Source organism: Nesterenkonia sandarakina (genome assembly GCF_013410215.1).
Classification (GTDB): Bacteria; Actinomycetota; Actinomycetes; order Actinomycetales; family Micrococcaceae; genus Nesterenkonia; species Nesterenkonia sandarakina.
On record NZ_JACCFQ010000002.1, the window covers coordinates 13,495 to 37,365 of the forward strand.

The window sequence follows — 23,871 nt, forward strand, 5'->3', positions numbered from 1 at the left end:
GAACTGAAACGCAAAATCCACCGTCCGGATCGTCTGCCGGTCGGATGCTGGTGTACGGGTCTATCAATGAGGACATCGCACTCCAGGTCTCAGTCTTCCCCTCTCCGGGGCAGACCCTCAAAGCCCACGGCTCAGCTCGAGCGACCGGGGGCAAAGGTGCGAACCAGGCCGCGGCAGCAGCGCTACATGGCGCCAGGGTGCACATGATCGGTGCAGTAGGAGATGATCCTGCCGGCGAGGCTGCCAGGCTCGCCCTCGACGCGGCCGGCGCCGACACTACTCTGGTGCGCACCGAGCCGATCGTGCCCACCGGGACCGCGTATATCTACGTGCGCTCCGATGGGGAGAACACCATCGTCGTGGACCCCGGAGCCAACACCAAGGAAACTGTCGACGAGATTCCCGAAGAAGTCTTCGAAGAAGCTCGCTGGTGCCTGCTGAGTCTCGAGGTCCCCGAAGACCAAGTGATGAGGTTCGCCGCCAGGGCCCGTGCTCACGGTGTGAAGGTGGCACTAAACGCCTCACCCGGACTCGACGCGGCACTCGAAAAGGATCTGGTGGACGTGTTGATCGTCAATGAAGGCGAAGCTGACGCGATCGCGGGGGAGGGGTGGCGAGAGCTCGGAGATATTGCCGATCATCTCGGCGTCGAAGCGGTGGTGGTCACCCAGGGTGGAGACGGTGCCACCGTACTCCAGCGTGACGCCGCGGCCGTCCATGTTCCCGCCGAGAGAGTGAAGGTTCGCGATACCACTGGCTGTGGAGATGCCTTCGCGGGTGTCATGGTGGCGGCACTCACCGATGGGTGCAGTTACGCAGACGCTATCGGTCAGGCGGCGAGGTTCGCTGGACGGACCGCCGAGCACCCCGGGGCGATGGCTGCGTACTTCGAGCTCCACAGGGACTAGCCGAAGCTGCACGTGGCCGACCTGGCCTGTCCGGTCTGGCCGCCGTCGAGCTTATTCAGCGAGGCCGGCTCGGCCCCCAGGCTTTTGGTGAAGGACGCGCAGCAGCGGTCTGAGCATCGCACGGTCATTTCGTGGTGAGCCCACGGGACACCTCACTACGAAGCATCTTTCGCTCGGTGCTTTGGAGGTTCGATGGTCGGGTCCTGACGGCACGTTTAACTACTGCCGGCGACGCTCTTCGAGCACCGGTCAAGCATGGTGCCTCACCAATGGGAGGTGGCGCGGCCCTGCCGCGCCTTCCTAGAAGGCACCGTAGGCGTGAGGCTTCTGACGTGGCGATGTATGTGCACTGGGGTCCTTCTTGGCCAGGGTGCCCATTCTTGTACGCAAGGTGCACCCGACTCTCAATAGCACTGCAAGGCTGACTAGTACAACGTTTATTGCTCTATACGTTAATATTGTTGTCATGAGTGCGTCGACGATGGCGGCTATTGGGGTTCTGGCCGAGGACCGGTGGGGCATGTTCACCGCCGCTCAAGCCTCTGGAGTCGGAGTCAGTGCTCCCCAACTGTCGCGGCTGGTCTCGGCCGGAGCTTTGGAACGCATGACCCAAGGTGTGTACCGGGTCGTCGGAGCCCCCACTGGAGAACACGACATGCTGCGTGCGACGTGGCTCGCGCTGGGAGGTCACCTCAAGGCTGAGGATGGTGCCCCCCGTGTCGTTGCGGCAGGAACGACTGCCGCGGAGCTTCACGGTGTGGGGGATTTTTATCTAGACCTGTATGACTTCGTGGTGCCACGGCGACGAGGGACAAGGATGAGAGGCGTCCGCCTACGCGTGCGAGAACTCACCCGGTCGGAGATCACACATGTCGACGGGATGGCCGCCATGACCGTGGAGCGCATGATCGCAGATCTGGTCGAGCTCAACCAAGAGCTCTCACTGGTCGGTGACCTGATCGCTGAAGCTCATGGCAAGGGGCTTATAGCGTCGGTGTCCGGGCTCTCGTCGTATCTGCAACCACTGGCCAGACGCAATCGAGCCGCATCCGGTGAACAGTTGCGCAAGAGGCTCTTCGAGGAGGCGGGCATAGATGACAAGTAGAGATACCTATAGCAGTTGGAAAGCACTCGCCTCCGCTTTGAAGGAAGCGGCGAAGAAGGACTCGACGGCGAGCGTGGACGCTCATATGCGTTTCGCCGTGTCGGATCGTTTCCTCAGCCGTGTTTTCGCCAGTTCCGAGGACAACGAATGGACGCTCAAGGGAGGGACCGGGTTGCTCGCGCGGGTGCCGAATTCTCGTGCCACCAAGGACGTAGATCTGGTCACCACCGAGAAGGAGCTCGAAGAGGCTCAGGCAGCGTTGATCGAAGTGTCCCATCGGGACTTGGGTGACCATGTGGAGTTCAATTTTAAGTCTTCCCATCCCACTGGGGGAGGGAACAATCAGCCGAACGTGCAGGCCCGGCAGGTGGTCTTCACCTGTATAGATATCGATACGGGGAAGCGAATCGATGACGTGAAGGTCGATCTCGCTGTAGAGCAGGCGCCCACCGGGGAGGTGGAGGTCCGGCATCCATCGAACCGCCTATTGCTCGCGAAAGATGTGCCGAGCTCGCCATATCGCTTGTTTCCCGTGGCTGACCAGATTGCTGACAAGGTGTGGGCCACCGTTCAGACCTATGGTCATGGGCGATCCACACGCGAGAAGGATCTAGTGGACTTGGTAGTACTCTCCCGGACTCAGACAGTCGATCTCCTGCAGTTGCGTCAAGCGTTGGAGGCAGAGCGTCTACTGCGTGGTGAGGACAGAATCAAGACGTTCTCTGTTCCTGATACCTGGGGGCCACGGTTCAGTGTTCTCGCGCGAGCAACCGAGCTGTGTTCGGGGCTCACCACGGTTCACGCCGCCACGGATCATGTTCGGCGCCTGATCGATCCTGCTATAGCGGCTGCAGAGCCTAGGACGAACATGACGTGGTCACCCGAGACAGGCTGGGGTCCAGCCTCCACAGTCAACTAGTTCAGGGGACAGCGCCCACGGGGACCACGGCGACGACCGCGGCGAGCCCGGCGGTGACGAAGGTGATCGTGATGATGATGAGCGCGACGCTATCGCATCCCGAACTAGTCACACCAGATGGTTTTCTGGGTCAGCGGAGGCTGTTGGACTCGTCGCTCTGCTCGCGAGACAGATGGAGCGCTACATCGAGGTCGTGGGATCTGATTCGCGGGGCCATACTTCGGAAGATCCCACCCGCCGAGGGCAAGTCCCACCCTTCGCCGGTCGCCTACGTGTCGTACATATCTCGGTGCGCGTCCGCTGGGGTCGTGGATCCTCGATACGGCCACGACAAAACCCGGATGGTGCTGATGATGCAGAACCCAGACGTGCAGCAGGCGCGCTGGAAGGCCCGCCTACGGACCGACAACCTGACATAAGATAGATTATCGGCATATCGGGTGTGATTGCGCATGTGGTTGCGCCATTGATATTGAATGGTCAGCATGGGATGCTCAACGTCATGTCGTTCACAGCACCTGAGCCGGCTGACCGGCGGGCTCACCGCAAATCCGTCGAGCTTGCCGATAATGAACTGGTGTACGAGCTGCGGGAGCTACTGGGTTTCCAGCTCGTGGCAGACATCGGTCCAGTCAAAGAAACTCGAGCGGTGCGCCAGTGGGTCGAGGGCGAACGCAGGCCTTCCGCGGCGACCATGGGGCGTCTTCGCAGTGCGTACTTGGTTGCAGCGATTCTCCATGAGAACTACCCGGCGCCAGTAGTCCGGGCATGGTTCTCCGGGCTAAATCCCGACCTGGGTGACTCAACTCCAGCGGTACTCCTTCGTAGTGGGCCACCTGAGCAGACGGGGCCTGTCGTTTTGGCAGCTGCACGTGCGTTTATCGCCGCAGACCGATCTGAGGAACAGGGCCTCTAGGAGCATCATCGCGTGAGCGCCCCGTCCCGCCGGCGTGTGCGGGCGCTTCAAGGACGCCAGGTTTGCGCGCCTGACACACTGTGATCCTCGGACTTCTCCCGCGCGCCCTGGAGGGTCCAACAGCCCGTTGGACAAAGACTGACTAGGCAGTCCCCGAGACGACAAGGCCGTAGCGTTTTTCGGCTGCCCTGCCCCGGCACGAACAGATTCGAGCCAGGTTGTCCGAATCGAGGGCCAGCCAAGAGCTGGTTTCGTAACTTTCGTAAGACGGCTACAATCGGAGCTACTGAACCTGAGGAGGTCCCCCATGAGTGCACTACAGAAGCCCCATCCAAGTGGTTCCTCTGAGGCCATCACCGAGAGTGAGACCGCCGCTCAGGTCCTCAGTTTCCTCGATGCACATGAGGCGCGACATGGTGCCTTGCCTTCGCCTCGCTATTTTCTCTCTGGCGCTGACGAACACGACCGAATTGAGCTCACTGAGCAGATGCATCAGATGCTCAGGGAAATCACGGATGCCCTCTCTAGAGGTCACTCAGTCAGTGTTCTGGCTCGTGAGCAAGAGATCACGACCCAGCAGGCTGCTGAAGTGCTCGGCCTGAGTCGCCCAACGGTGGTGAAGCTCATCGATGAGGGTGAACTCGACGCCTCGATTCCTGGGAAGAACCGCCGGAAGCTGAAGCTGAAAGACGTTCTGCGGTACCGCGATGAGCTGAAGACTCGACGCAGGGACTTTATCGCTGAGTCGGCGGCCGCCTACGAAGACGTCGACGAGGACCAGGTCTCCGAACTTCTGGACCAGGCGAAGAGGGTCCAGTAAGCCGCTCGAGCACTAGGTCGATGGGATACTGAGGCGCATGTACCGTGCCGTTCTAGATACGTGCGCCTTAGTCCCCGGCCTTCAGCGGGATTTCCTTCTACAACTGGCGGCCGAACAGACTTACTCGCCGCTCTGGGGTACCGGGATACTTCATGAGTTGGACTACGTCCTCGCGAGATTAGACGCCGCACGAGAAGTCCCGAATAGTGTAGGCCGTCGGCGTCATCTTTTTACTCAGATGCAGCGTGCATTCCCGGGGGCATGCATTGAAGCCCCCAAGAGTGGGGACTACGCCCACTATCAACTGCTGGATCCTGATGATGGCCACGTGGCCCATGCGGCCATCATGGGGAAGGCTGACGCCATAGTCACTGATGATCGACGAGCAGGATTCGATCAATCTCCAACACTGGCTTCTGCTGAGGTCGAGATCCTGCCACCTCAGACTTTTGCCGCTAACACCGTGGTTGCGCACCTCGAGGCAGGAGCCCGGGCGCTCCATGCTCTTGCGAATAGGTCCGCCGCTCCTCCGCGAACGCCACAACAGATCCTTGATCTACTAGCAGCCAAGCACCGGATGATTGAGGTCGCTGAACTACTGGATGACTCGGTCTGAGGCATTCAGCGACAGCCTTTGCCTAAAGTGGGGCATCTAGACATCATCCCGCTGGCAAACCGACCTCTGGGCCGTAAGGCGGGGCTCTGTCTGCTGGGTGTAGATGGCAACATGTGAGATTCAAACAGAGTGCTCGTGAAGTCATAACCGCCAGATGCAAGTGCAGTAGCGGCGTCCTGGAGGACTCATCGACGGTGAACCGATCGCTGCTGTCCCAAGGCCATCAGGGCTGCGCCGATCCCGAACGTCGAGTAGAGGAATGCGCCTGCTCCCAGTGCGGTGTGGGCCCCGGTAGCCAGGTCTCCTTCCTGTCCAGCGCTGTAGTGCAGTGCGATCACGCCGAGTGCGGCGATGCCGATCCCGCCGCCGAGGGCGAAGGAGCTCTCTTGGATCGCGCCCGCATCTGCTGTGCGAGTAGTGGGAGCGGAGCTCATCAACGCGTTCGAGGCCAGCGCCATCACCGTTCCGGCGCCGAGACCGAGCAGTATCAGGCTGAGAGGATGCGGGGTCTGAGGCAGCGAGATCACCAGGAGCGAGCCAAGTGACGTGGAGAGGAAGCCAGCGGTCAACAGGTGGGGCTCGGCGATCCATCGAGTTAACTGTGGAGCCAGGATGCCTCCGGCCATGCTCGCTGCAGCCAAGGGCAGAAGCGCCACCCCAGCGGAGATCGCGGTGTGCGTGTCCTCGCTCAGAAGCTGCTGAGTCAGCAGGTACAGCGTTCCGTTGAAGAGCCCCGAGGTGGCCACGATGCTTAGGGCGGAGACGCTCAGCACAGGGTTCTTGAAGAGGGTGATGTCGAGGTATGGACGGCGCAGACGTGTCTGTCGCCAGCAGAAAACGACTCCTGCCGTGGCGCTTCCTATCAGCAGTGCTGGTGCGGCAGCAGGTAAGTCGTCTCGCGTGATCACTTTCAGTGCGAGGATCAGTGCGCCCAGCCCGACCGTGGAGGTCGCGATGCTGAGCGGATCCAGCTTGGGTGGTGTCGTGTTTCTCGACTCCGGCAGCACCAAGCTGGCGGCAATGAGACACAGTCCAAACACTGGCACGTTGATCCAGAAGATCCAGCTCCGCGAAAGTTCCTCGAGGAGCACTCCACCCAGGAGGGGCCCGAGGCCTGTGCCTGCGCTGAAGCTGGTGACCCAGAGCCCGTAGGCGACGCTTCGAGATCTCAGCGTGGGGAAGGAGACTCGGATGATCGCGACGGTCGCGGCGATCAGCAAGGCAGATCCGATCCCCTGGCCGATCCGTCCAGCGATCAGCATGGCCGGACCTGTGGCGGCACCCGCGATAACAGCGCTCACTAGGGCCACGCATAGTCCCGCGGTGTAGGCGCGTTTTCGTCCGTAGCGGTCTGCGAGGACGGCGCTGGGAATGATTGCCACACCTGTAGTGAGGGCATAAGCATCTGCTGTCCACAGTGCCTGGAGCGGGCTCAGAGACAGACGTTCAGTGAGCTCGGGCAACGCGGCCGCGACTTTGGTCATGTCGGTGCCACCGAAGATCAGCACCACAGTGAAGACAGCCAGGATCGCGCAGACCCGGGCGAAGGACAGTGGCTCATCATGGTGACGAAGAGGGGCAGACTGTGTGGAGTGGGACATGGACCTAGTTCATCGACGAATGAAGTCTGCGTCCAGGTTCACATAGTCACGCTGACCGTGCAGTATGAGTCCATGATTGATTCACGCTTGCAGCTGCTTCTGGCCGTCAGTGAGTACGGGACCGTGACTGCCGCAGCGGAGGCGCTCTTCCGGAGCCCCTCAGGGGTCTCCCGGCAGATCAAACAGCTCGAGGCAGAGATTGATCTCGACCTACTGGAACACGACGGGCGTCGGGTGAAGTTGACTTCGGCCGGGCAGCGATTGGTCGAACACACACGGGCATTGAACGCCCAGTGGGAATCTGCACTTAGCGACACGGCCTCTGCAGCTACCCAGCTGTGTGGTCCTGTGGTCATCGGTGGGTTCGCCACGATCTTGACCGCCGTGGTCACCCCGGCCGTGGTGCGGCTGCGTGCCGAGCACCGGCAAGTGAAGCCGGTGGCCAAGGAGATCTATTCACAAGAGATCTCGAAAGCCTTAGAGACCGGGGCGATCGATGTGGGCTTGTTCGTGGCGGATGAATCCACCAGTCGGCTTCCTGACTATCTGGAGGTCGAAGAGTTCATGGACGACCCTATAGACCTCCTGGTTCACCGGGACCACGTCTTCGCCGTACGAGATGAAGTGCGACTCGAAGAGGCGCGTCACGAGGAATGGATTACCGGGCTCCCCCATCAAGACTCGTATATGGAGCTCTACGCCGCGACCCGATCCGCCGGCTACGCACCGCGCTCCAGCCACTATGCCCAGGACCTCACAGCCACAACGGCGATGGTCGCAGCAGGGCTGGGGATCTCCGCGTTCCCGCGCATCGCACAGGAGATCTCGCACCCACAAGTCCGACGTATCCCCCTCGCCGGTGAGCATCGGCCACACCGTCGGATCATGGTGACCTTCCGCGCAGGTTCACGAGGGAACCCGCGGATCGATGCCGCTATCCACGCGATGGAGACGGTTCGAACAACGCTGGCGGATCGCACCCCAGGACCAACCACCGGCCCATAGCGAGATCCAGTTGTGAGTCACAGCGAGTTCCTCAGGTCCAGGTGAGTCGGAACTACTCGGGCGCCCGTCATCGGTCACAACTGAACGACACCGACCGTTCCCTCCGCGGCATACCCCCTAGTCGAGGGATCGCAATGAGTCCCTGCACCGGCTGATGCACGTGTAATACACTGTGGTGCAGGAGGTTCAGCCATGACGACAACCGTTCGACTACCAGCCGAGCTTGAAGCTCGCCTAGCTCGGGTGGCCGAGGGCACAGGGCGCCCGAAAAGCTACTACCTGCGCGCGTTGCTGGAAGAAAACATCGAACGCCTGGAGTGGGAACTCTCTCTCGAGCGAAAGGTCGCGGATATTCGTGCAGGCAAGCGTCAGAGATATTCACTCGAGGAAGTAGAGCGCGAGCTTGACCTGGAAGATTGAGCTCGATGAGGACGTCCGTAAGACGCTGAAGAAGCTCGACAAGCCGGTCGCTCAGCAGATTCTGCGCAAACTCCGCGAGATCGAGTCCTTAGACGATCCCATCACGATGGGTAAACCGCTCTTGTCTCACCACAAGGGGTTCTGGGTCTACCGGGTCGGGGATTTTCGAGTCCTCTGCGATATCCAGTACGGACAGCTGATGGTCCTGGTGATTGAACGTCAGCACCGCAGCGAAGCCTACAAATAGGGCTGAGAGATTCACGAGGTAACTGGCGGTCAGTCACCCTCGTGATGACGTTTGTCCCCTACTAGAAGACCGCCCCTAGAGAGACCACGCATGAGAGAGGATCTGACATGAACCAGCGCGCCGGCAGAAGAAACCAACCGGGCTCCGAGGAGACGGGCTGGATCATCCTCGGCGGTTTCATCGCGATAGTTCTACTGCTCGCCGCTGGATGGTGGGCGGCGGCGCTGATTGATCCTGCGATCACTGGCCCTGCCGGGGCTAACGATCCGCTGACGATCATCGGTGGTCAGATCACGGGTGCGCTGCCGGTCACGGCGGCGCAGCTCGTCATGTTCGGCACTATCGTCTTCGGCGTCCTGGTGCTGGTGGGGCTGCTGGTCTTTGCAGCGGTGCGCCAGCGGGGGAAGTCCTCGCGGGTCGATCACCTGGCGCGGTCTATGTCGCGGCCGAAGGATCTCAGCGGGCTCGGCATGAAGTCCCAGACGGCCGACGCGGAACGGCTGAAAGCCTCCAACGCGTCACCGGGGGTGCCGCTGGCGCGTGCGGTGGCGAACAACAAGGAGCTGCGCGCCTCGTGGGAGTGGGTGCAGACCTGGATCATGGGGCCTCGTGCGGGTAAGACCTCGTGTGTGTGCGTGCCTCAGATTGTCGAGACCAACGGGCCCGTGCTCGCGACCTCGAATAAGCGAGACATTGTGGATCTCACGCGCGGCCCGCGCCTGGCCAAGGGCCGGGTGTGGGTCCATGATCCCCAAGACATTATTGGTGAGGAACCGTCCTGGTTCTGGAACCCGCTGAGCTTCGTCAAAGACATGGAGACCGCACAGAAACTCGCGGACGTGTTCATTACCTCCGAGACCTCGGCCGGGGCCTCCCAGGATGCTTATTTCACCTCCGACGGTAAGCGTCTGCTCTCACACCTTCTACTCTCGGCCGCGTTGTCCTCGCGTCCGATCACGGACGTGTTCACCTGGGCCAATGATCCCGATGACCCGACTCCGCGGACTGCGCTGCGCAAGGCCGGCAGTCCCAATTACGCGGATGCGCTGGGCCAGATCATGCAGCTCACCCCGAAGCAGCGCGACGGCGTCTATGGCACCGTGCGCCCGTGGGTCTCGGTCCTCGGAGATGAACGGGTGATGCCGTGGCTGCGCGATCCTATGCTGCCTGGCGTGGTCGAGTTTGATCACGAAGAGTTCTCCAAGACCACGGACACGCTGTATCTGATCTCGCGTGAGGGTGGCGGATCTGCTCGGGCGATCACGGCTGCGTTGGTCATGGCCACGCTGACGACTGCGGAGAAGCGCGCTGGCCGGCTGCCTGGTGGCCGGCTTTCCCCGCCGGTCATGGCTGTTCTTGATGAGGCCGCGAACGTGGTCCGGTGGCGTGAGCTGCCGGACCTTTACTCGCACTATGGTTCGCGCGGGATCGTGGTCTCAACGTTCTTCCAAAGCTTCGTCCAAGGTGTGGAGGCGTTCGGCAAGGAAGGGATGCGCAAGCTCTGGTCCTCGGCCAATATCCGGGTGGCCGGCTCGGGGCTCTCTGAGGATGCGTTTCTGCCGTTCCTCTCCCAGCTCGTGGGCGAACGTGACGTGATCAAGCGGCAGACCAGCAGCGCGCAGCGCGGCCGGTCTACCTCGACGTCGATCCAGCGTGAACGGATTCTCGACGTCGCGGATCTCGCGGGGCTGCCCCCGGGGCGTGCGTTGCTGTTCAGCTCCGGTCAGCCGGCCGCGCTGATGAAGCTCGAACACTTCTCAGCGAAGCCTTATGCAAAGGACGTCAAGGTCTCCCAGGAGCACTACGAGGCCAAGCTCGGCCAATAATCCACGCAGTAACCCCGGGCCCTGTAGAGGCCCGTGGAACGCCGCACAGACAAATGTCCCCCCGTCCGCATTCAGCGGACGGGGGGACATTTGCGTGAGGCTTACTGTTCGCGGGGGTCGCCTGCCTCGCGGAACCACCCGTGGGGCGTGGGGTTGGTTTCCCAGGCCGGGGGCACGGTGTTGCTTTCGACCTCGGGGGGCTTGGTGTGGAGGTTCCAGAACGGCCCATCAGCGGCGGTGAGCTGGTCCATGATCGGGTAGAGGTAATCGCGGTAGAACACCGCGATTCCTGTCCCTGGTTCCAGGCGTAGATGCTCCCAGGCTTGCCAGAGTGCTTCGAGTGCGCCGCCGACCTCTTCGTAGTGCCACCAGTTCGGGTCCCAGCGGCGCTTGCTGCCCCCTAGCTCGCGCCGGTAGTGCGGCAGTAGCCAGCCGTTTACCCATGCGCCAGCGTTGGGGTAGGCCAGTGTCGGCGTTTCGTCCTCGGTGGTCTCTTCGTCCGCTGTGGTCGGCACCGGTTCGGTGGCCTCTACCGCTGGTGATTCCTCGGGCTCGTCTGGCTCGGGGATCTCTAGGTCGGGGGCGAAAGCGCTGGTGTCACTCATCGAGAGATCACCTGATCCTTGCTCTGGGTCTTCACGGCTCCGCGTGCCGGGGTGGGTCCGGTGTTTCCCTTCCCGGTGACGGCTTTCTGCGCCGACATGGGGAAGCCTTGGGCCTGGCGCTGACGCACCGCGACCAGGGCGGGATCGAGCTTCTGGATCTCGTTAAGCTCCTGCTTGCTGACTCGCGCATAGGGCTGCGGCTGCCGGCCTCCCGTGGCTTCCTCGGCGCGGGTGTGCTCGTGGTCCTGGTTGACCTCTGAGCCAGCCCGGTCAGCGGCGGCAAGGTTCGCGGTCTCTGAGGTCTTGGCCTCGGCGGCGCGGTCCTCGGCCGCGTTGACCTCTGGACCGTCCTGGGTCTTGCCGGCCTCGGCGGGCGCGGCTGCCTCTGACTGCTCGGCCGACTGCTCGGCCTCGTTGTCCAGGGTCGGTGTTTCGACCTCGGGGGTGGTGGTTTCCCGCTGCGCGTCGATGCGTCCCTGGTCCGCTTCGGCGTCGGAGCGTGCCCGGGTGAAGTAATCATCGAGGGCATCGCGCAGCGCGTGGTGTCGATCTTCCAAGGAGTTCGGATGATCGCGGTTCATCTGCTCGACGTTGATCCCGAAATCATTGCGCAGCACATCGGCGGTGTGCATGGCTGCCATGCGCGCGTCGGGCTGGGTGCGTCCAAGGTGTGAGGCCACGGTCATGTGGTCAGCGATGTTCTCACTCGACGCGGTACGCCAGAATTCGCGGCTGTAGACCTCTTGGCGCAGCCCTGATGCTAGTTGCGCTTCGCTGCGCTGCACATTGGCTTGCGCGGCAGCGCGCTGCTGCGCCTGGGCCTGATGGTCCCGGGTCGCGGATTCACGGACCTGCATCGCAGACCCGGTGAGGGTGCGCGCCATAATGGCAATGCTCTCGGTGATCTCTGACTCTTCGTTGTCTGCCATTGCTCTACCTTCCGTAGTGGCTTAACGTCCGTATCCCTGGTCTGCGCTCCCACGTCCGGGGCGATGAACACTCATAGGGGTTCGCGTGGGGGAATCCTTCGTCGGTGCAGCCGCTGTGCTGGTCGCGTTCTCCTTCTGGACCCGGATGATCTCGGCGCGAATGATCCGGTCTGCCTGGGCCAAGGCCGGCAAGGTCGCAGCACTGAGCTGCGGACGGCTGCTGGCCAGCTTGTCATCGGTCATGGCGCGGGCAAGCCGGTTGGCTTGCTGCAAAACAGCGAGCCAACTGCGCGCAGAGTTCTTGGACGCGAACCGGGCTCCCAGCCGCACCGCGTGGGCGGCGTTTCCACTGCCCTGTGAGGCACGCGCATAGTTCTCCGAGAGCTGGTGAAACACTCCCGGCTTGTCGCGCTCCATCGACATAGAGACCCGCGCGTAGATGTTCGCCAGCGCATCGGGTCCGGCGTTGCCGGCCATGAGGTGCTGCGCGCGGCGCGGCTCGAAATCAGGCGCCTTGCTCGTGCGATCTGGCTGCGCAATGGAACCGGTATGGACTCCGCGCAGCAGCCGGTCAGCGCCTTCTTTCCCTTCACCGTTGAAGCGGGCGCTGATGTAGGGCCAACCTAGGGTGCGGTCGATCTTTGATGGCGCGTAGTAGATCGTTGATTCCTTGGAACCGGGCTCGGGTGTGAGTCCAACCCGGTAGCCCACGATCCTGTCGGTAGAGCCCTTGGCGAAGCGTGGAGCGACGCGCACGCCTGAGTCCATGAGGCGTTGCACGTACTCGTGCTGGTTCGATGACGTGGCCAGTGCTGCGCGCATCCGGCGGCGCAGCTCGACCGGGGCCGGCATCGCGTGGCCCTGGCGCTGCGCGGTGGTGCGTTCGGCCGGCTTGTCCCCGGAGAGTCCACGACTCTTGTCCCTGGATTCGAGCACGACGAGACCGTGCTTCTCCTCGATCTCACCGGCGACTTTCTGAGACCGGCGCTTGTCGAAATGAACGTCTGCTTTGGTGCCGTCCTCGCGGACCATCTGCACAGCGATGTGAATGTGGTCGTTGCCGTTCTTGGACTCTCCGTGGTGGATAGCCGCCCATCGGGACGTCTTAGCGCCGTCGGGGTCGATGAAGCCCATTCCCTCAACGAAATCGTGAGCGATCTCGGCCCACTTCTCATCGCTGAGTTTTCCCTCATCAGCTTTCAGGGCCAGCGAGCAATGCCAGACGTGAGCGTCCTTCTTGCCGGTCGTCACGTACTGCGAGGTTTCCTGGTCGAACTCTTGCACTGGCACCTGAACGGTCGTGCCGTGCTGCTTGCGTGGAGCGTCGAGAACATTAGCAATGTCCAGCGCGTCATCGCGGCTCAGTGCCTTGCCTGGTTCAACGGCAAAGGTCACCAAATCGTGTCCAGCGATGAGGCGCTGATCGGTGTGCTCGTTGGCTCGACCAGGACCGGCAAGGTACATGACGAGTCCAGCCATACGACCACCCTGCGTGACGTTAGGCATCATGTGGCATCGGCCTCTTCGGGCGAGACTGCCAGGCTAGGAAGTGCGTCATCTATGCGTCGCATCGTGGCGCGCACCTGAGCCAGTGAATGAGTCAGCTCCGCGCTGATCTCCTTGGTGACAGCTTCCTCGGCGTTAGCGCGGCGAGCGAGCTGGTTGATGTTGTTGCCGATAGCCGCCAGCGAGCCCTGGAGCTGATGCAGTCGCGTGCTCAGTTCGTGGCGCTCTGACACGGACATGCCGCGATCACGCGAGAGCGCAGATTCCTTCAGGAATCGCGCGGGCGTCATGCCGGCCTGTGAAGCAGCGAAGTAGAGAGCGTTGTCCTCGAACTCGGTCAGCTTCACCTCACGACGGATCGGGCGACCGCCAGCGGCATTCGCTTGCCGCATCCGTCTTGCCAAGAAAATCACCGCCCTTTAAGCCCAGTGCAACGACGCTTGAAACCTCTAGGTTCAAGGGTGCCACAGGCCCAGCGCAGCGACAAGGAACCAAAGCGAGTTAGCCGTGCTAACTCTACAGCTTGCTCCGCCTTGCTCCGCCTCGGGTATCTTCTGGTGGTCTTTTCGGGTTTGGACGTGCGGACTCGGAAAGACAAGCGTTCTTTTCGCAGGGTGAGCTTACGGGCTGCGCAGAACCGGTCAAGCCTTCCGACCGGCTTTCGCGGCATATCCTCACTCAATCGCTGCGCTCAATCGCTCCGGTATTCCACGGACCACTCTCCAGGCTGGACCGAACCTGCTCCACCCGATATTCGGCAGTTGCCGAAAAGAACGGTGACCAACCAAACCAGGAGGAACCCATGCCACGGATCATCACTCCCAGCGAAGTAGCCAACCAACTTAACGTCGCAGAATCGGACCTTGCCGCATGGCGCAACAGTGGGTTAGGACCGGTGTGGCTGAACATCGAGCCCAACACGATTCGCTACGTCGATACTGCCGTGCATCGCTGGGTAATTTGGCAACTCGATCACCCCACACCGACACTGCACGTCACTCGATCCGATGAGGACACAACGCCCCTTCAGAATGAGCAACTACCAGACGTAGACTCAGGCTCATGAGTGAACTCACACCAGCACAGCAACATGTCCTCGATGAAGCCGAGAAGGTCAATCAGGAACGCATGGCGGCGGTCCAGGATCTCGCGGTCGCGGTCGCTCGGCGCGTGGAACTGGAACACGAACTCAGCGAGGCGAAGAAGGAAGAGAAGCGGCTGATGGTCGCGGCTGAACGTCAGGGGTGGACCCGGGCCCAGGTGGCTCGATTCTCCAAGCCGCCCAAGAGCAACACGCGCAAGAACTCAGCCAGCAGCCGAAGCGACGCACACCAGGATGAGATCGGTGGATCTCGCTCAGATGTAACTGAGGACTGAGCAGATGACTAAGCCAACGCAGGGCAAGGACACCGCAGTGTTCTTCTTCGTCGCAGCGACGTTTGTTCTCATCTTTCCCGTTGTTCTACTTCCAGACTCCCCAATATGGCTACGTATCCTCAGCCTCATAGTGGGCATCACTCTCATGGTTCTCGGATTCCCAAGACTTGCTGCCGAGCGGGCTAGGAAGAACTCAGCTCGGAATCAGCCACCGACGACCCAGGACCAATGACTCCTGAAGGTGAGCGGGGTCAGCGGGGAGCGCGAGGGGCGGCAGCCCCTCGCCGGTTCACGCCGCTCGACGCGGCGTGAACCGATGCCGCGCTAAACTCACAAAGAAAGGCCCGGACCTAGCTACTTGCTCTAGCTAGGTCCGGGCCTTCTCTCGTCTCCGGTCACTGGGTTAGGACTCGATCCCGTGGTGTCCCTCGGATGAGTTCTCCAACTCGAAACCTGAATCGATGCGCAGCATCACCCCGGCGAGGCTATCGGCGTAGATTCCATTGGCGCTGTAGTGGGTGATCGTCTCTCCCTGGCGCTGGTACTCCACGCGGATATCGTAGAGGTCCGCAACGCTTAGCGTGATCATCACCCGCATGTTGCGCGGGGCCTCTGAGCGGTCGCCGCTCTTCTTAAACGGCAGCACCCGCGCGAGAAACACCAGGGCGTGTGTCCCGTTCTGGTGGGTGTAGCTTCCGAGCTTGTGCGCTCCAAGACTCAACAACACAAGCGGCGTGACCTGGCGGCGGATCGTGGCGGCAACGTACTGGGCTTCTTCGCGGGTTTCGGTAGTGGTCGTCATGGCGGTTACTCCTTACGTGGCGGCTTGGTCTTCTGGTCGTTGCTGCGGCTTAGGCGTAGCTGGTGCCGTGCTGGGCTTCTTCGTCAATGGGCCGAGCCATTGCGAAACTGTTGATCTTCACCCAGGGCTGTGAGTGGGGGTCTTGGACCTTGCAGCGGAACGCGTCCCCGGTGAACTCTCCGCGCTTCGGGGTCGCGGTATAGGTTCCCCAGCTCTCGCCGTTCTCCTTTGCCAGTGAGATCGGGCGAATCATGACCGTCTTCGCGGTGGCCTTGGTGACTTCGTAGAAATCAATGTTGGTCTGGCCATAGCCCCAGGAGGACACCAGCACGGTTCCCACGGGCAGCCCGTGGGCCTCAGCGGTGGCGGTCTGGGCGGTGTGCGTGGCGGTGGTGGTCATCTCTGCGTCTCCTGGCTCATCGGTGCGGAACGTGGCGAGGGCTTCTACCTCTGCGTCTGAGAGGTAGTAAGTAAAGCTGCAATTGCCGGCCTTCTTGGCCTCGACCTTGGCGGCTTCCCGCGTCATGTGGACGCTAAGGATCTGGGTCACTGCGACGTTTAGAACTGCCCAACGGGCTAGTGGCTGTGTGACTGGCATCGTGGTCTCTCCCCCATCGTTTTTTCCTGCTGGCGAGCTTGTCGAGCGGCCCGTGACGGAAGGGGTACACCGAAGGCCAGCCGGCCGAAAATCTGTGAGGAAATAAGCGAGGAACGAGCGCCGATCAGAATTTCGGTTGGCGCAGACCCGGTGAGGAATGAACCGGGTTGTGCCCCCGGAGCACGGGCGTAAACTCCTAGAGCAGTAGGAAAAGCGGGGACGGTGTGCAGCGAGGAACGAGCGGAGCACCGGACCAGAACAGGCCAGGTCGATGCGAGGAACGAGCAGCGGCCCGGACCTCTAGTGCAGCGCAGCGGGTCATCGCGCTGGACAGTCCGTGGACCTTCTTGGCGGTCCGCACGGGAGTACAGCGGAGGGTGCGGGCGAAGCCTCGGCGCTAGGGTGGCTAAATGGAATCCCTCTTATTCACCATCGGCGGCGTCGTCTTGATCATTGGAGGGATCGTTGGTTCTATCCACTACAAGAAGGTCGACAAGATTTTCGACGGTGGACCCTTTCAAGACGCCCCCGCTGAGTTCCTACTACTCCCTCTGTGGGGCGTGGCCGGCATAGGGCTCTCCCGCTTCTTCGAGTGGGGTTATGTCTGACCCTTTCGTGCGGCTTCTGCGGCGGATATTATGAAGGGGACCAGTCCAGCCGGTTTCGACTGAACTGGCCCCCTTGAGCGGTCTAGAACGTGTGGCCCCGTCGATGCTTTGCAGAGCATCGGCGGGGTTTTTCGTTGCGCTGCTTGCGCAGCTCAACGACTGCTACCGCCAGATTCACTCCGGCGGTCATCAGTCCTAGACCGGCAAGGACGATAGCGGCAACCATTTCTGGCACGGCCTCGTCCTTTCGTGCGCCGAGTTTCGGCGTCTTGCGCTCACTCGTTTGTGGAGCACTCCCTGGCCCAGTCGGTCCGGGTGGGCTGTCAAGGCCGAAGAGTGCCAGCAGATTCACCGGCAACGGCGAGGGTCGGGAAAGTTCTGGCGCGAAATAAGGGAGCTTGCGACCGCGCGCCCGAAGTTTTCCGCCCCTCGGTCCCGAGGCACGAGGGACTGAATCTGGTGACACGTGCCTTGACAGGTCGGGCCCCGGACCCGACTAGGCTTAGGAGGCTCAACAGCGACCCCAGGTGACCACACGGGGGTTTCGTCGGGGTTCCGCGCAGCGGGACACCGACACCCACACAGCCGGCAGGCCGTCCCCTGATGCCGTGCGCGGCTCCCCGATTCCTCTAGGGCCGGAAGATGGCACCCTGGCTCATCATCCTTATTGGCACCGTCGTGTTCGTCGGCGGAATCATCGGGTCCTTCCGCTACCGAACCATCCACAAGCGCTTCTTCCAAGGTCACATCTTCCAAGACGCCCCTCCCGAATTTCTGCTTCTCCCGCTCTGGGGAGGAGCAGGTATAGGTGGAGTGTTCATACTCATGGGCATTTTTCGATGACGAGGTGATGGGTAGGGTCAGGACGATGAGGACTGGACCAGCACCGGCACGGCTGCGCCGCTGGTTCGCTCTGGCGTGGCTGATGTCCCAAGCCTTCACCAAGCACCAACCGGGCGCGATCCTGGCCTACCCGGTCACCCTTCTCACTGTCGGGATCTATCTCCCGCGCCGACAGGTCTACGAGACAGACGACGGCACCGGAATGGTGATCTTCGGACGCTTCCGCATCAGCAATGAACTCAGCGCGGCCGCACTGGTGTTCCTCGCCTTCTTGGGTGTCGTAGTACTGACCGGGGTCACGATTGGCCCTTGGGGACTAAACGTGGCCGCGCTGCTGTGGCTGCCCTTCACGCTGGGTCTTGCTCAACTCGATTCCGGGGCGTTGTCGATGACACCGGTCGGCCCTGAGACTCCGCGCGGTGAGCGATGGCAGGTCGCAGCACTGGCGCAGCGTCCCGATACCCGTCTCACCGCCTTACTTCTGACCCGGAGTCTTCTGGCGTCCTTGCCCTCTGGTGCGGTGGCAGTCGCCGCTGCCGCAGATGACCGGCTCTTGGCGGCGTATCAGCGGTTGGGCTTCACCAAGGGAAAGCGGAGGCGGGTCTACCGAGTGACCCGATGAGCCGAACGTCAGACCCGTAAGGTTGTCCGAAATGCCTCCGACGTGGGAGTTTGCATAGTCGTCTCGTAGAGTGAACCGATGAGTCGAAAAGGAACCCCAGGGAATTGGGCCAAGGGTGTCATCGGAAATCGAGCGGCCAGAATTGCGGTGCTCGTGGTGGCATTGCTCTTTGCGGGAGGCTTTTGGCTCCTTCAAAACACCGGGGTGATCGAGCCCAGTGAGACGGTCGCCATCGTGGGCGTTGCCCTCTTCGTGCTAGTCGCGTTCCCCGTCGCGCTTCTCACCGGTCGGTCTAGCGACAAGGCACTGAACCGAGAAAAGTAGCCCTTTCAGGGCTAGCACCAAGTCCTCACACCGTGTCGTAGTTGAAGTCGCTGACCAACAGTTCGCCGTCGTCGGTGGTCTCGAAGTTGAAGAAGTACAACCTGCGCTCAGTGGGGTTGGTGATCACGTCCCCGTCTTCGGTGACCCATATCCAGGTCACCTCGATGGACACGACCTCGTTAGAGGTCGCCCGGTTCGGCGTTGCGGTCGGCTGACTGGTCGCGCCGGCTGCGGCGGCGTCGAGCCATGCGGCCCCGGTGGCGGGGCGCTCGGGCGCGGTGATCGAGTCGGCAAGTTCCTCGGTCATGAGATCCGCTGCGCGCATTTCGGCTGCGGTGCGGTTGTAGTCCTTGTTGGGGTCCCAGGTGGTCATGATCTCTGCGACCTTCATCCCCAGTTCTTCCATTGCCTCACGATCCGCTGCCAAGGGGTCTTCGTCCTGACCCTCGTCCAAGGTCTCTTCGGCCGGCTCGGGCTGGACCTGCGTCGGGCTCGGCTCGGGGCTCTGCTCGGGTTCCTGCGCGGTGGGCTCATTTGAGGACACTGCGACGTAGGCGAACGCTCCCCCAGCGGCACCCAGGACCAGCACGGCGACGATGATGGCAATGATGGCGTTGCGGCTCATGAGTCGATGCCCTTTTCTCTCAGCAGTGGTGTGGGGTCTACCAGGTTGTCCCATCCTGGGGTGGCTTCGTCACCTTCGGGGATGCCGACCTGGAAGTGCAGATGATCCCCGGCCGATGAACCGGTGTTGCCCTGGGTGCACAGCGGTGTACCTGGTGCCACGGTATCGCCGGGGCCAACGTCGATGCTGTTGGCCGCGCAGTGGGCGAACTCGACATGCAGCCCAGGGGCATCGGGCATTTTCCCGAGCACGACCCAGCCGAGTTGTTCCCAGCCGTTGATCACTCCGGTGGCGCGGATCTCGAGATCCATTGGGGCCACGATGGTGGCACCAGTGGGGCCGGCGAAGTCCAGGCCTCGGTGATCGGAGACTCCACCGGAGCAGTTCAAGGCGTTGAGGATCGGGCAGGATCGAGCACCGAAACCAGAAGTCATGGTGGATCCCGGTAGCGGGTGGGTCCACTCCCCTGTGCCAAGCTCTCCGATCTCTTGGCCTCCCACGGGTGAGCAATCGGCCGAGTAGTTGCCTTGAGCACTTCCCATGATGGTTTCCACGTACTCTTCGGTCTCAGTGAAGCCGGGGATTCCTCCGGCGCTTTGGACCGCGCCGGGGCCGGCGTTGTACGCCGCGAGGGCCAGTTCTGCGAGTTCGCGCTCATTGCCGGCAAGGTCAGCGACTTCGTCGGAGACTGAGGCCATATAGCGGCCCATCGCCGCTATCGAGTCCTCGGGGTTGAAGGGGTCTCCCCCGTCGCCGTAGGTCTCCCAGGTCTGGGGCATGAACTGAGCGATTCCCTCGGCTCCTACGGGGCTCACAGCGTCGGGGTTCCAGGATGATTCGGCGTCGATCTGCGCCGCCAGGAGATCCACGGAGAGACTTGATTCAGCGGCCGCGGAATCAAGGGCCTCCCGGTATTCCTCCGGGATCGCGGAGGCATCCTCCGTGGTGCCGGGTCGGCAGGAGGCTTGCGGCTCGGGTTCTTCTCCCCCGCTGATCGCTATGACCAGGATGAACAGCGGTACGCCGATCAGGACAGCGAGGATGCCTAACGTGAGGCCACACCCTGAACCGTCGTTCTCCGCCATAGACTCCCCCGTTGCGAATTATCCAATTCGCAGTGTATTGCAAGGTCTATGGTTCTAACGGGCGTCAAGATTGCTATGCATTCTTCAATTGCTTAAGACTGGTATCAAGCGGGGCGCAGCAAGTGTTGCGCGGGGTATACCCCAGCGCAGAACCACACTGCATTATGCAGTACGCGTCGCTGGGGTCCGCTTAGGAAATGTTCTCCCTTTGCTTAGTGGCCCAGTGCTGTATCGCTTGGTAAACGATCTCGGCGGCGGCTTGGCCTCCGTAGACGTTGGAGAAGCGCTCATCGGCGGTGTATAGCTGAGCCAGTCCCAAGTAAGCGTCAGTGGTCAGGACTGTTGTCTTCCAGTTTTCAGAAACCCACTGATGGTGTTGGCTCACGAGTTCTTGGAAATGCGGACTCGTCGGTTCCTCGCCGGCCTGCGCTGCGCGACGAAGGGCGTCGTTAATGTTCACCGCAGTTGCTTCCTCTTGGTTATCTGTCGCGTGCAGGGGGGAGATGTCTTGCCATGCCTCATCTCCCCATCGTTTGCGAACCTCTGTTTCATGGGTTGAGTGGTCGAAGTTGGCGAAGAGTTCGTGGAGCGTCATAGTGCTTCCCTGGTCTATGGCGTGAAGAAGTTGTTCGACCGCGAAGAGCTGCCGGTCTGTCTCATCTCGACGTTGTTTGAGTAACAAGGCGTGAGAACGAACAATCGCGGACAGATTCTGGTTCTCTACGATTGCTCGCTTGATAGCGGGCAGTGGCATATCGATAGCCCGCAGGGACAGGATGCGGTAGATACGGGCAACCTCATCCTCTCCGTAATGGCGGTAGCCATTAGGGTCCACTCGCGATGGACGGAGAAGGCCGACCTGTTCATAGTGGCGCAGAGTCCGACTCGTGAGCCCGGTTGCCCGGGCGACCTCGCGGATTGGCCACTCGCTCACGACTGAGTATCTTCCATCGTCGAATCGGTGGTGTTGAAGTCACCAGTGACTTTCTCAGCGACCCAACTGCGTGCCTGTTCTTCCTCTGCTGTGCGCGGTTGCGTGAGTACTATCCGATTTCCGTCAAAGTCGGTGATGGTCAGGTCTGTGCTGAACCAGGGAGTGTCCTCCGGACCCTCGGTGGAGACCTTTGCCGCGCGGAGTTGGGCTGCGAGCTCGTTGAGATCAATCGGCCCTGCCATGAAGGATAGAGAGGTGGAGCCGTTTCGAGGTTCGCCTTGTACTAGGAGTAGGTCTTGGTACTTCATCCGACGAAGGTGAATGAGCTGGGGCTCACCTGTGGGCCCCGGAATCGTCGCAAGATCAACGAATCCGGCCTGAGCGTAGACGTTTCTGGCGGCAGAGAGATCTCGAACGACGAATGTGGCGAACATCGGCATTTGGTAGATCGAGCGGTCCGCTGTCGGGGTGTCGGTTGTTGTCATAGTGCCAAGCATTGCGGTTGACGCTACGGAAGAGTCAATACCGATGGTCGGGGCGCGCCGGCTTCAAGCGGCAAGCACTTCGGGCAAAGGACGCTAGTGGCGGGCCTGCCGTTCCCGCAACCTTACGGGTGTGGCTCATGGGTATGCCCATACGCGACAGTCCACGGGCTCAGACAAGGTATGTCTCTGTAGGGTGTCCGCGCAGACCAATGAGGCAGATCTGCGCAAGGGTCTGGACGAAATGAGACACTCAAATGCGAGTTCCGATGCAAATAAGATGTACCGAGCTACAGGTCACACCGCGATCGCAGGATGCCAACTATGGACAGCACACACCGTAGATTTAGTGGGAGAAATACTAGCCAACATAGTTTTTATACTCTTAGGTCTTGTGATCGCTGTATTTGCACACAAGTTCAACGATCAGTACGACGAGTACTGGTCTAAAGCAACCTCAAAAAGCAAAGAAGACGTGCAACGATTTAGAAGTAGCACACCCTTCATGAGAGTGGTCGGCGGCATCGCCGCAGGAGCGGGATTAATCCTTCTAGCAACCAATCTCCTCGGGTAACGACACCACTCCCAAAGCTGGGACGCTCGATAGCATCGACCGTTATGAACAACGGTACGGACGGCCTAATTTTCCTCATCCTGGGCGTAGTACCCCTGGTGTTTCATAGACCCTTAGGGTCATTCGTGCTCCACGCAAACACCAAGCTTTACCCCAAGGCAGGCAAAGCCCTGGCGGAGCACACCAGCCCTAGAGCGATGCTCTACCCAGCAATAGCCTTCATAGTCCTCGGCGTAATTTTGATGATCCACGAGTAATCGCCATTACTGAGAGTCCGGCGCTTGTGTCTCACAAGCCTTGGGCTGAGCGTCATTTCTCAGGTCGTCCTTCTGTGCATCCACACATTCCCCCTAGTCACAGGCGGCTAACGATTAGCGTGAGAGGTTGCCGTCGCATACCCGGCCCAGCCTACGGTGAAGCCAGACCCATGACCGGAAAACGTTCTTGGAGAGAAAACCCCCTATGAGACACCGTGCCGTATTCCTCACCGCTTCTATCGCCGCAGGGACCCTCGTCTTGGCAAGCTGCGCGTCCCCAGATGAGGAGTCTGAACCGGCAGCGACCTCGGCCTCACCGTCACCCACGGTCGAAGAAAGCAGCCCTCAGGAGACCGAAGCACCCGAGCCCTCCCCCGAAGAGACCGAGACTGACGAAGAAGACGGATCTTCCGAATCAGAAGAAGAGGGTTCGACGGCACCAGAAGACGAGCCCACCACCTCTGAGGACCCTGCCGAGGACCGCAACGGCGACGGTGATCCCTCGGAGGCTTCTGAAGATGATGCGCCTGACTTGAGCCAATTCGGAGCAGGACCCCAAGACGACGAGTTTGCATCCGACTCCGAAGAGCGCAGCACCTTGATCGCTATTCGTCATGGGCAGCACCAGGGGTATGAACGGCTGGTCCTGGAGTTCTCCGATGCTCCCCCTACAAGTGTCTACGCGCGTTTCGTTGACGAGGCCATTTCAGGCATGCCTGATGTGGGGGACACCTCGGACCAAATGGAGGGTCTCGAAGTTCTCGAACTGAGAGTCAACGGAATAGTGGAGGAAGACCCACAGCACGCCCCAGAGCTGCATTCAGGGGAACACTGGTACCCACCACAGAGTGATCTCGTTGCTGAGGTCTCACTTGGAATGCTGTTTGAAGGCATGGGCACCTATTTCGTCGGGCTCAACGCCGAGACCGAATATCAGCTGACACTGGCGAACGACCCGCATCGAATCATCGTGGACTTCGCCACCCAGTAGCGCTCCAAGACCTCCCAGTGCCACGCTAGTTCGTCCTGCCGGCCGCTCAGACCCAGTCTCGTAACCCTTTGGTTGCAAGACATGGATGCTCACCGAGCGTCAGTCACCTTGGCGATTTAGGATCCGTGGCACTCAAATAGTGTTGCCTGGATCAACCTTCGAGTTCCGATACGAGTAATTGATCGCGGCTTGATACAAGACGCCAAATGCACCTGTTGCCAGCAGCACCCAATCATCAGTACGACCAGCGGCAACCTGGTACACCCCTGCGGCGACCAATACGGCTGAGAAAACGAATACCAGCCACCGCAAGCGGTACGCGATAG

General features: G+C 61.1%; 26 protein-coding genes. 15 read left to right on the top strand and 11 right to left on the bottom strand.

The window, feature by feature from the left end; genetic code table 11:
* The first annotated feature begins 44 nt into the window (after positions 1–44).
* From HNR11_RS13360 to HNR11_RS13380, 5 genes are all read left to right on the top strand, one after another.
* Positions 45–908, top strand: a complete 864-nt coding sequence (locus tag HNR11_RS13360) for a ribokinase (RefSeq protein ID WP_246310690.1) — start codon at positions 45–47, stop codon at positions 906–908.
* 466 nt (positions 909–1,374) lie between these two features.
* The gene (locus HNR11_RS13365) at positions 1,375–2,013 is read left to right on the top strand and encodes a type IV toxin-antitoxin system AbiEi family antitoxin domain-containing protein (protein WP_179443041.1); all 639 of its coding nucleotides are present in this window, start codon (positions 1,375–1,377) and stop codon (positions 2,011–2,013) included.
* A complete protein-coding gene (locus HNR11_RS13370; protein WP_179443042.1) occupies positions 2,003–2,932 on the top strand; it encodes a nucleotidyl transferase AbiEii/AbiGii toxin family protein in 930 nt (309 codons plus the stop codon). Before HNR11_RS13365 ends, HNR11_RS13370 begins: the two co-directional genes overlap by 11 nt.
* A gap of 1,223 nt (positions 2,933–4,155) precedes the next feature.
* Complete coding sequence (locus tag HNR11_RS13375; protein WP_179443043.1) at positions 4,156–4,668, top strand: excisionase family DNA-binding protein; 513 nt, start codon at positions 4,156–4,158, stop codon at positions 4,666–4,668.
* Positions 4,669–4,705: 37 nt separating this feature from the next.
* A complete protein-coding gene (locus tag HNR11_RS13380; protein ID WP_179443044.1) occupies positions 4,706–5,284 on the top strand; it encodes a PIN domain-containing protein in 579 nt (192 codons plus the stop codon).
* 185 nt (positions 5,285–5,469) lie between these two features.
* Here the strand turns inward: HNR11_RS13380 and HNR11_RS13385 are convergent, their stop codons facing one another.
* Entirely contained in the window at positions 5,470–6,885 is a 1,416-nt protein-coding gene (locus HNR11_RS13385) for an MFS transporter (RefSeq protein ID WP_179443045.1), read from the bottom strand.
* 72 nt (positions 6,886–6,957) lie between these two features.
* Between HNR11_RS13385 and HNR11_RS13390 the strand changes: the two genes are divergently transcribed.
* The 4 genes from HNR11_RS13390 to HNR11_RS13405 all read left to right on the top strand — a co-directional run bounded on the left by HNR11_RS13390 (position 6,958) and on the right by HNR11_RS13405 (position 10,383).
* On the top strand, positions 6,958–7,890 hold the full coding sequence (locus HNR11_RS13390; protein ID WP_179443046.1) for a LysR family transcriptional regulator: 933 nt from the start codon (positions 6,958–6,960) through the stop codon (positions 7,888–7,890).
* Positions 7,891–8,082: 192 nt separating this feature from the next.
* The gene (relB, locus tag HNR11_RS13395; protein WP_179443047.1) at positions 8,083–8,310 is read left to right on the top strand and encodes a type II toxin-antitoxin system RelB family antitoxin; all 228 of its coding nucleotides are present in this window, start codon (positions 8,083–8,085) and stop codon (positions 8,308–8,310) included.
* The gene (locus HNR11_RS13400; protein WP_179443048.1) at positions 8,294–8,557 is read left to right on the top strand and encodes a type II toxin-antitoxin system RelE family toxin; all 264 of its coding nucleotides are present in this window, start codon (positions 8,294–8,296) and stop codon (positions 8,555–8,557) included. The genes relB and HNR11_RS13400 overlap by 17 nt, the downstream gene beginning before the upstream one ends.
* A gap of 107 nt (positions 8,558–8,664) precedes the next feature.
* Positions 8,665–10,383 (top strand): type IV secretory system conjugative DNA transfer family protein, encoded by a 1,719-nt coding sequence (locus HNR11_RS13405; protein WP_179443049.1) that lies wholly within the window; start codon positions 8,665–8,667, stop codon positions 10,381–10,383.
* Positions 10,384–10,484: 101 nt separating this feature from the next.
* Here HNR11_RS13405 and HNR11_RS13410 read toward each other — a convergent pair whose 3' ends face one another.
* From HNR11_RS13410 to HNR11_RS13425, 4 genes are read right to left on the bottom strand one after another with little or no spacing between them, the layout of a single operon-like run.
* A complete protein-coding gene (locus tag HNR11_RS13410; protein ID WP_179443050.1) occupies positions 10,485–10,988 on the bottom strand; it encodes a DUF4913 domain-containing protein in 504 nt (167 codons plus the stop codon).
* Complete coding sequence (locus HNR11_RS13415) at positions 10,985–11,917, bottom strand: hypothetical protein (RefSeq protein ID WP_179443051.1); 933 nt, start codon at positions 11,915–11,917, stop codon at positions 10,985–10,987. Before HNR11_RS13415 ends, HNR11_RS13410 begins: the two co-directional genes overlap by 4 nt.
* A gap of 21 nt (positions 11,918–11,938) precedes the next feature.
* Positions 11,939–13,426 (bottom strand): relaxase/mobilization nuclease domain-containing protein, encoded by a 1,488-nt coding sequence (locus HNR11_RS13420; RefSeq protein WP_179443052.1) that lies wholly within the window; start codon positions 13,424–13,426, stop codon positions 11,939–11,941.
* Positions 13,423–13,815 (bottom strand): plasmid mobilization protein, encoded by a 393-nt coding sequence (locus HNR11_RS13425; RefSeq protein ID WP_425488279.1) that lies wholly within the window; start codon positions 13,813–13,815, stop codon positions 13,423–13,425. The genes HNR11_RS13420 and HNR11_RS13425 overlap by 4 nt, the downstream gene beginning before the upstream one ends.
* 410 nt (positions 13,816–14,225) lie before the next feature.
* On the opposite strand from HNR11_RS13425, the gene HNR11_RS13430 reads away from it, so the two are divergent.
* Complete coding sequence (locus HNR11_RS13430; protein ID WP_179443054.1) at positions 14,226–14,489, top strand: hypothetical protein; 264 nt, start codon at positions 14,226–14,228, stop codon at positions 14,487–14,489.
* Positions 14,486–14,800, top strand: a complete 315-nt coding sequence (locus tag HNR11_RS13435; protein ID WP_179443055.1) for a hypothetical protein — start codon at positions 14,486–14,488, stop codon at positions 14,798–14,800. The genes HNR11_RS13430 and HNR11_RS13435 overlap by 4 nt, the downstream gene beginning before the upstream one ends.
* A 403-nt stretch (positions 14,801–15,203) precedes the next feature.
* On the opposite strand, the gene HNR11_RS13440 is transcribed toward HNR11_RS13435, so the two are convergent.
* The gene (locus HNR11_RS13440) at positions 15,204–15,602 is read right to left on the bottom strand and encodes a hypothetical protein (protein WP_179443056.1); all 399 of its coding nucleotides are present in this window, start codon (positions 15,600–15,602) and stop codon (positions 15,204–15,206) included.
* Between the two features lie 49 nt (positions 15,603–15,651).
* Positions 15,652–16,128: a hypothetical protein gene (locus HNR11_RS13445; protein ID WP_179443057.1), complete on the bottom strand. Its 477-nt coding sequence runs from the start codon at positions 16,126–16,128 to the stop codon at positions 15,652–15,654.
* A gap of 482 nt (positions 16,129–16,610) precedes the next feature.
* Here HNR11_RS13445 and HNR11_RS13450 point away from each other — a divergent pair, with 482 nt between their 5' ends.
* From HNR11_RS13450 to HNR11_RS13460, 3 genes are all read left to right on the top strand, one after another.
* Positions 16,611–16,808 carry a hypothetical protein gene (locus tag HNR11_RS13450; RefSeq protein ID WP_179443058.1) on the top strand — a complete coding sequence of 66 codons (198 nt, stop codon included), beginning with the start codon at positions 16,611–16,613 and terminating at the stop codon, positions 16,806–16,808.
* An 868-nt stretch (positions 16,809–17,676) separates the two neighbouring features.
* Entirely contained in the window at positions 17,677–18,273 is a 597-nt protein-coding gene (locus HNR11_RS13455; RefSeq protein ID WP_179443059.1) for a hypothetical protein, read from the top strand.
* A 78-nt stretch (positions 18,274–18,351) separates the two neighbouring features.
* The gene (locus tag HNR11_RS13460) at positions 18,352–18,597 is read left to right on the top strand and encodes a hypothetical protein (protein ID WP_179443060.1); all 246 of its coding nucleotides are present in this window, start codon (positions 18,352–18,354) and stop codon (positions 18,595–18,597) included.
* 25 nt (positions 18,598–18,622) lie between these two features.
* Here the strand turns inward: HNR11_RS13460 and HNR11_RS13465 are convergent, their stop codons facing one another.
* The 4 genes from HNR11_RS13465 to HNR11_RS13480 all read right to left on the bottom strand — a co-directional run bounded on the left by HNR11_RS13465 (position 18,623) and on the right by HNR11_RS13480 (position 21,726).
* Complete coding sequence (locus HNR11_RS13465; RefSeq protein ID WP_179443061.1) at positions 18,623–19,222, bottom strand: hypothetical protein; 600 nt, start codon at positions 19,220–19,222, stop codon at positions 18,623–18,625.
* On the bottom strand, positions 19,219–20,307 hold the full coding sequence (locus HNR11_RS13470) for a transglycosylase SLT domain-containing protein (protein ID WP_179443062.1): 1,089 nt from the start codon (positions 20,305–20,307) through the stop codon (positions 19,219–19,221). Before HNR11_RS13470 ends, HNR11_RS13465 begins: the two co-directional genes overlap by 4 nt.
* 190 nt (positions 20,308–20,497) lie before the next feature.
* Entirely contained in the window at positions 20,498–21,241 is a 744-nt protein-coding gene (locus tag HNR11_RS14320) for a TipAS antibiotic-recognition domain-containing protein (RefSeq protein WP_179443063.1), read from the bottom strand.
* Positions 21,238–21,726: a VOC family protein gene (locus HNR11_RS13480; protein ID WP_179443064.1), complete on the bottom strand. Its 489-nt coding sequence runs from the start codon at positions 21,724–21,726 to the stop codon at positions 21,238–21,240. Before HNR11_RS13480 ends, HNR11_RS14320 begins: the two co-directional genes overlap by 4 nt.
* 1,033 nt (positions 21,727–22,759) lie before the next feature.
* On the opposite strand from HNR11_RS13480, the gene HNR11_RS13485 reads away from it, so the two are divergent.
* Positions 22,760–23,545 carry an AMIN-like domain-containing (lipo)protein gene (locus HNR11_RS13485; protein WP_218850038.1) on the top strand — a complete coding sequence of 262 codons (786 nt, stop codon included), beginning with the start codon at positions 22,760–22,762 and terminating at the stop codon, positions 23,543–23,545.
* Positions 23,546–23,871 lie beyond the last annotated feature (326 nt).

What these genes read in the sequence shown, in the direction of transcription:
- HNR11_RS13360 (WP_246310690.1), top strand. Translation starts at nt 45, where the DNA reads ATGCTGGTGTACGGGTCTATCAATGAGGACATCGCACTCCAGGTCTCA.
- HNR11_RS13365 (WP_179443041.1), top strand. Translation starts at nt 1,375, where the DNA reads ATGAGTGCGTCGACGATGGCGGCTATTGGGGTTCTGGCCGAGGACCGG.
- HNR11_RS13370 (WP_179443042.1), top strand. Translation starts at nt 2,003, where the DNA reads ATGACAAGTAGAGATACCTATAGCAGTTGGAAAGCACTCGCCTCCGCT.
- HNR11_RS13375 (WP_179443043.1), top strand. Translation starts at nt 4,156, where the DNA reads ATGAGTGCACTACAGAAGCCCCATCCAAGTGGTTCCTCTGAGGCCATC.
- HNR11_RS13380 (WP_179443044.1), top strand. Translation starts at nt 4,706, where the DNA reads ATGTACCGTGCCGTTCTAGATACGTGCGCCTTAGTCCCCGGCCTTCAG.
- HNR11_RS13385 (WP_179443045.1), bottom strand. Translation starts at nt 6,885, where the DNA reads ATGTCCCACTCCACACAGTCTGCCCCTCTTCGTCACCATGATGAGCCA.
- HNR11_RS13390 (WP_179443046.1), top strand. Translation starts at nt 6,958, where the DNA reads ATGATTGATTCACGCTTGCAGCTGCTTCTGGCCGTCAGTGAGTACGGG.
- relB (WP_179443047.1), top strand. Translation starts at nt 8,083, where the DNA reads ATGACGACAACCGTTCGACTACCAGCCGAGCTTGAAGCTCGCCTAGCT.
- HNR11_RS13405 (WP_179443049.1), top strand. Translation starts at nt 8,665, where the DNA reads ATGAACCAGCGCGCCGGCAGAAGAAACCAACCGGGCTCCGAGGAGACG.
- HNR11_RS13410 (WP_179443050.1), bottom strand. Translation starts at nt 10,988, where the DNA reads ATGAGTGACACCAGCGCTTTCGCCCCCGACCTAGAGATCCCCGAGCCA.
- HNR11_RS13415 (WP_179443051.1), bottom strand. Translation starts at nt 11,917, where the DNA reads ATGGCAGACAACGAAGAGTCAGAGATCACCGAGAGCATTGCCATTATG.
- HNR11_RS13420 (WP_179443052.1), bottom strand. Translation starts at nt 13,426, where the DNA reads ATGATGCCTAACGTCACGCAGGGTGGTCGTATGGCTGGACTCGTCATG.
- HNR11_RS13425 (WP_425488279.1), bottom strand. Translation starts at nt 13,815, where the DNA reads ATGCGGCAAGCGAATGCCGCTGGCGGTCGCCCGATCCGTCGTGAGGTG.
- HNR11_RS13430 (WP_179443054.1), top strand. Translation starts at nt 14,226, where the DNA reads ATGCCACGGATCATCACTCCCAGCGAAGTAGCCAACCAACTTAACGTC.
- HNR11_RS13435 (WP_179443055.1), top strand. Translation starts at nt 14,486, where the DNA reads ATGAGTGAACTCACACCAGCACAGCAACATGTCCTCGATGAAGCCGAG.
- HNR11_RS13440 (WP_179443056.1), bottom strand. Translation starts at nt 15,602, where the DNA reads ATGACGACCACTACCGAAACCCGCGAAGAAGCCCAGTACGTTGCCGCC.
- HNR11_RS13445 (WP_179443057.1), bottom strand. Translation starts at nt 16,128, where the DNA reads ATGACGCGGGAAGCCGCCAAGGTCGAGGCCAAGAAGGCCGGCAATTGC.
- HNR11_RS13450 (WP_179443058.1), top strand. Translation starts at nt 16,611, where the DNA reads ATGGAATCCCTCTTATTCACCATCGGCGGCGTCGTCTTGATCATTGGA.
- HNR11_RS13455 (WP_179443059.1), top strand. Translation starts at nt 17,677, where the DNA reads ATGAGGACTGGACCAGCACCGGCACGGCTGCGCCGCTGGTTCGCTCTG.
- HNR11_RS13460 (WP_179443060.1), top strand. Translation starts at nt 18,352, where the DNA reads ATGAGTCGAAAAGGAACCCCAGGGAATTGGGCCAAGGGTGTCATCGGA.
- HNR11_RS13465 (WP_179443061.1), bottom strand. Translation starts at nt 19,222, where the DNA reads ATGAGCCGCAACGCCATCATTGCCATCATCGTCGCCGTGCTGGTCCTG.
- HNR11_RS13470 (WP_179443062.1), bottom strand. Translation starts at nt 20,307, where the DNA reads ATGGCGGAGAACGACGGTTCAGGGTGTGGCCTCACGTTAGGCATCCTC.
- HNR11_RS13480 (WP_179443064.1), bottom strand. Translation starts at nt 21,726, where the DNA reads ATGACAACAACCGACACCCCGACAGCGGACCGCTCGATCTACCAAATG.
- HNR11_RS13485 (WP_218850038.1), top strand. Translation starts at nt 22,760, where the DNA reads ATGAGACACCGTGCCGTATTCCTCACCGCTTCTATCGCCGCAGGGACC.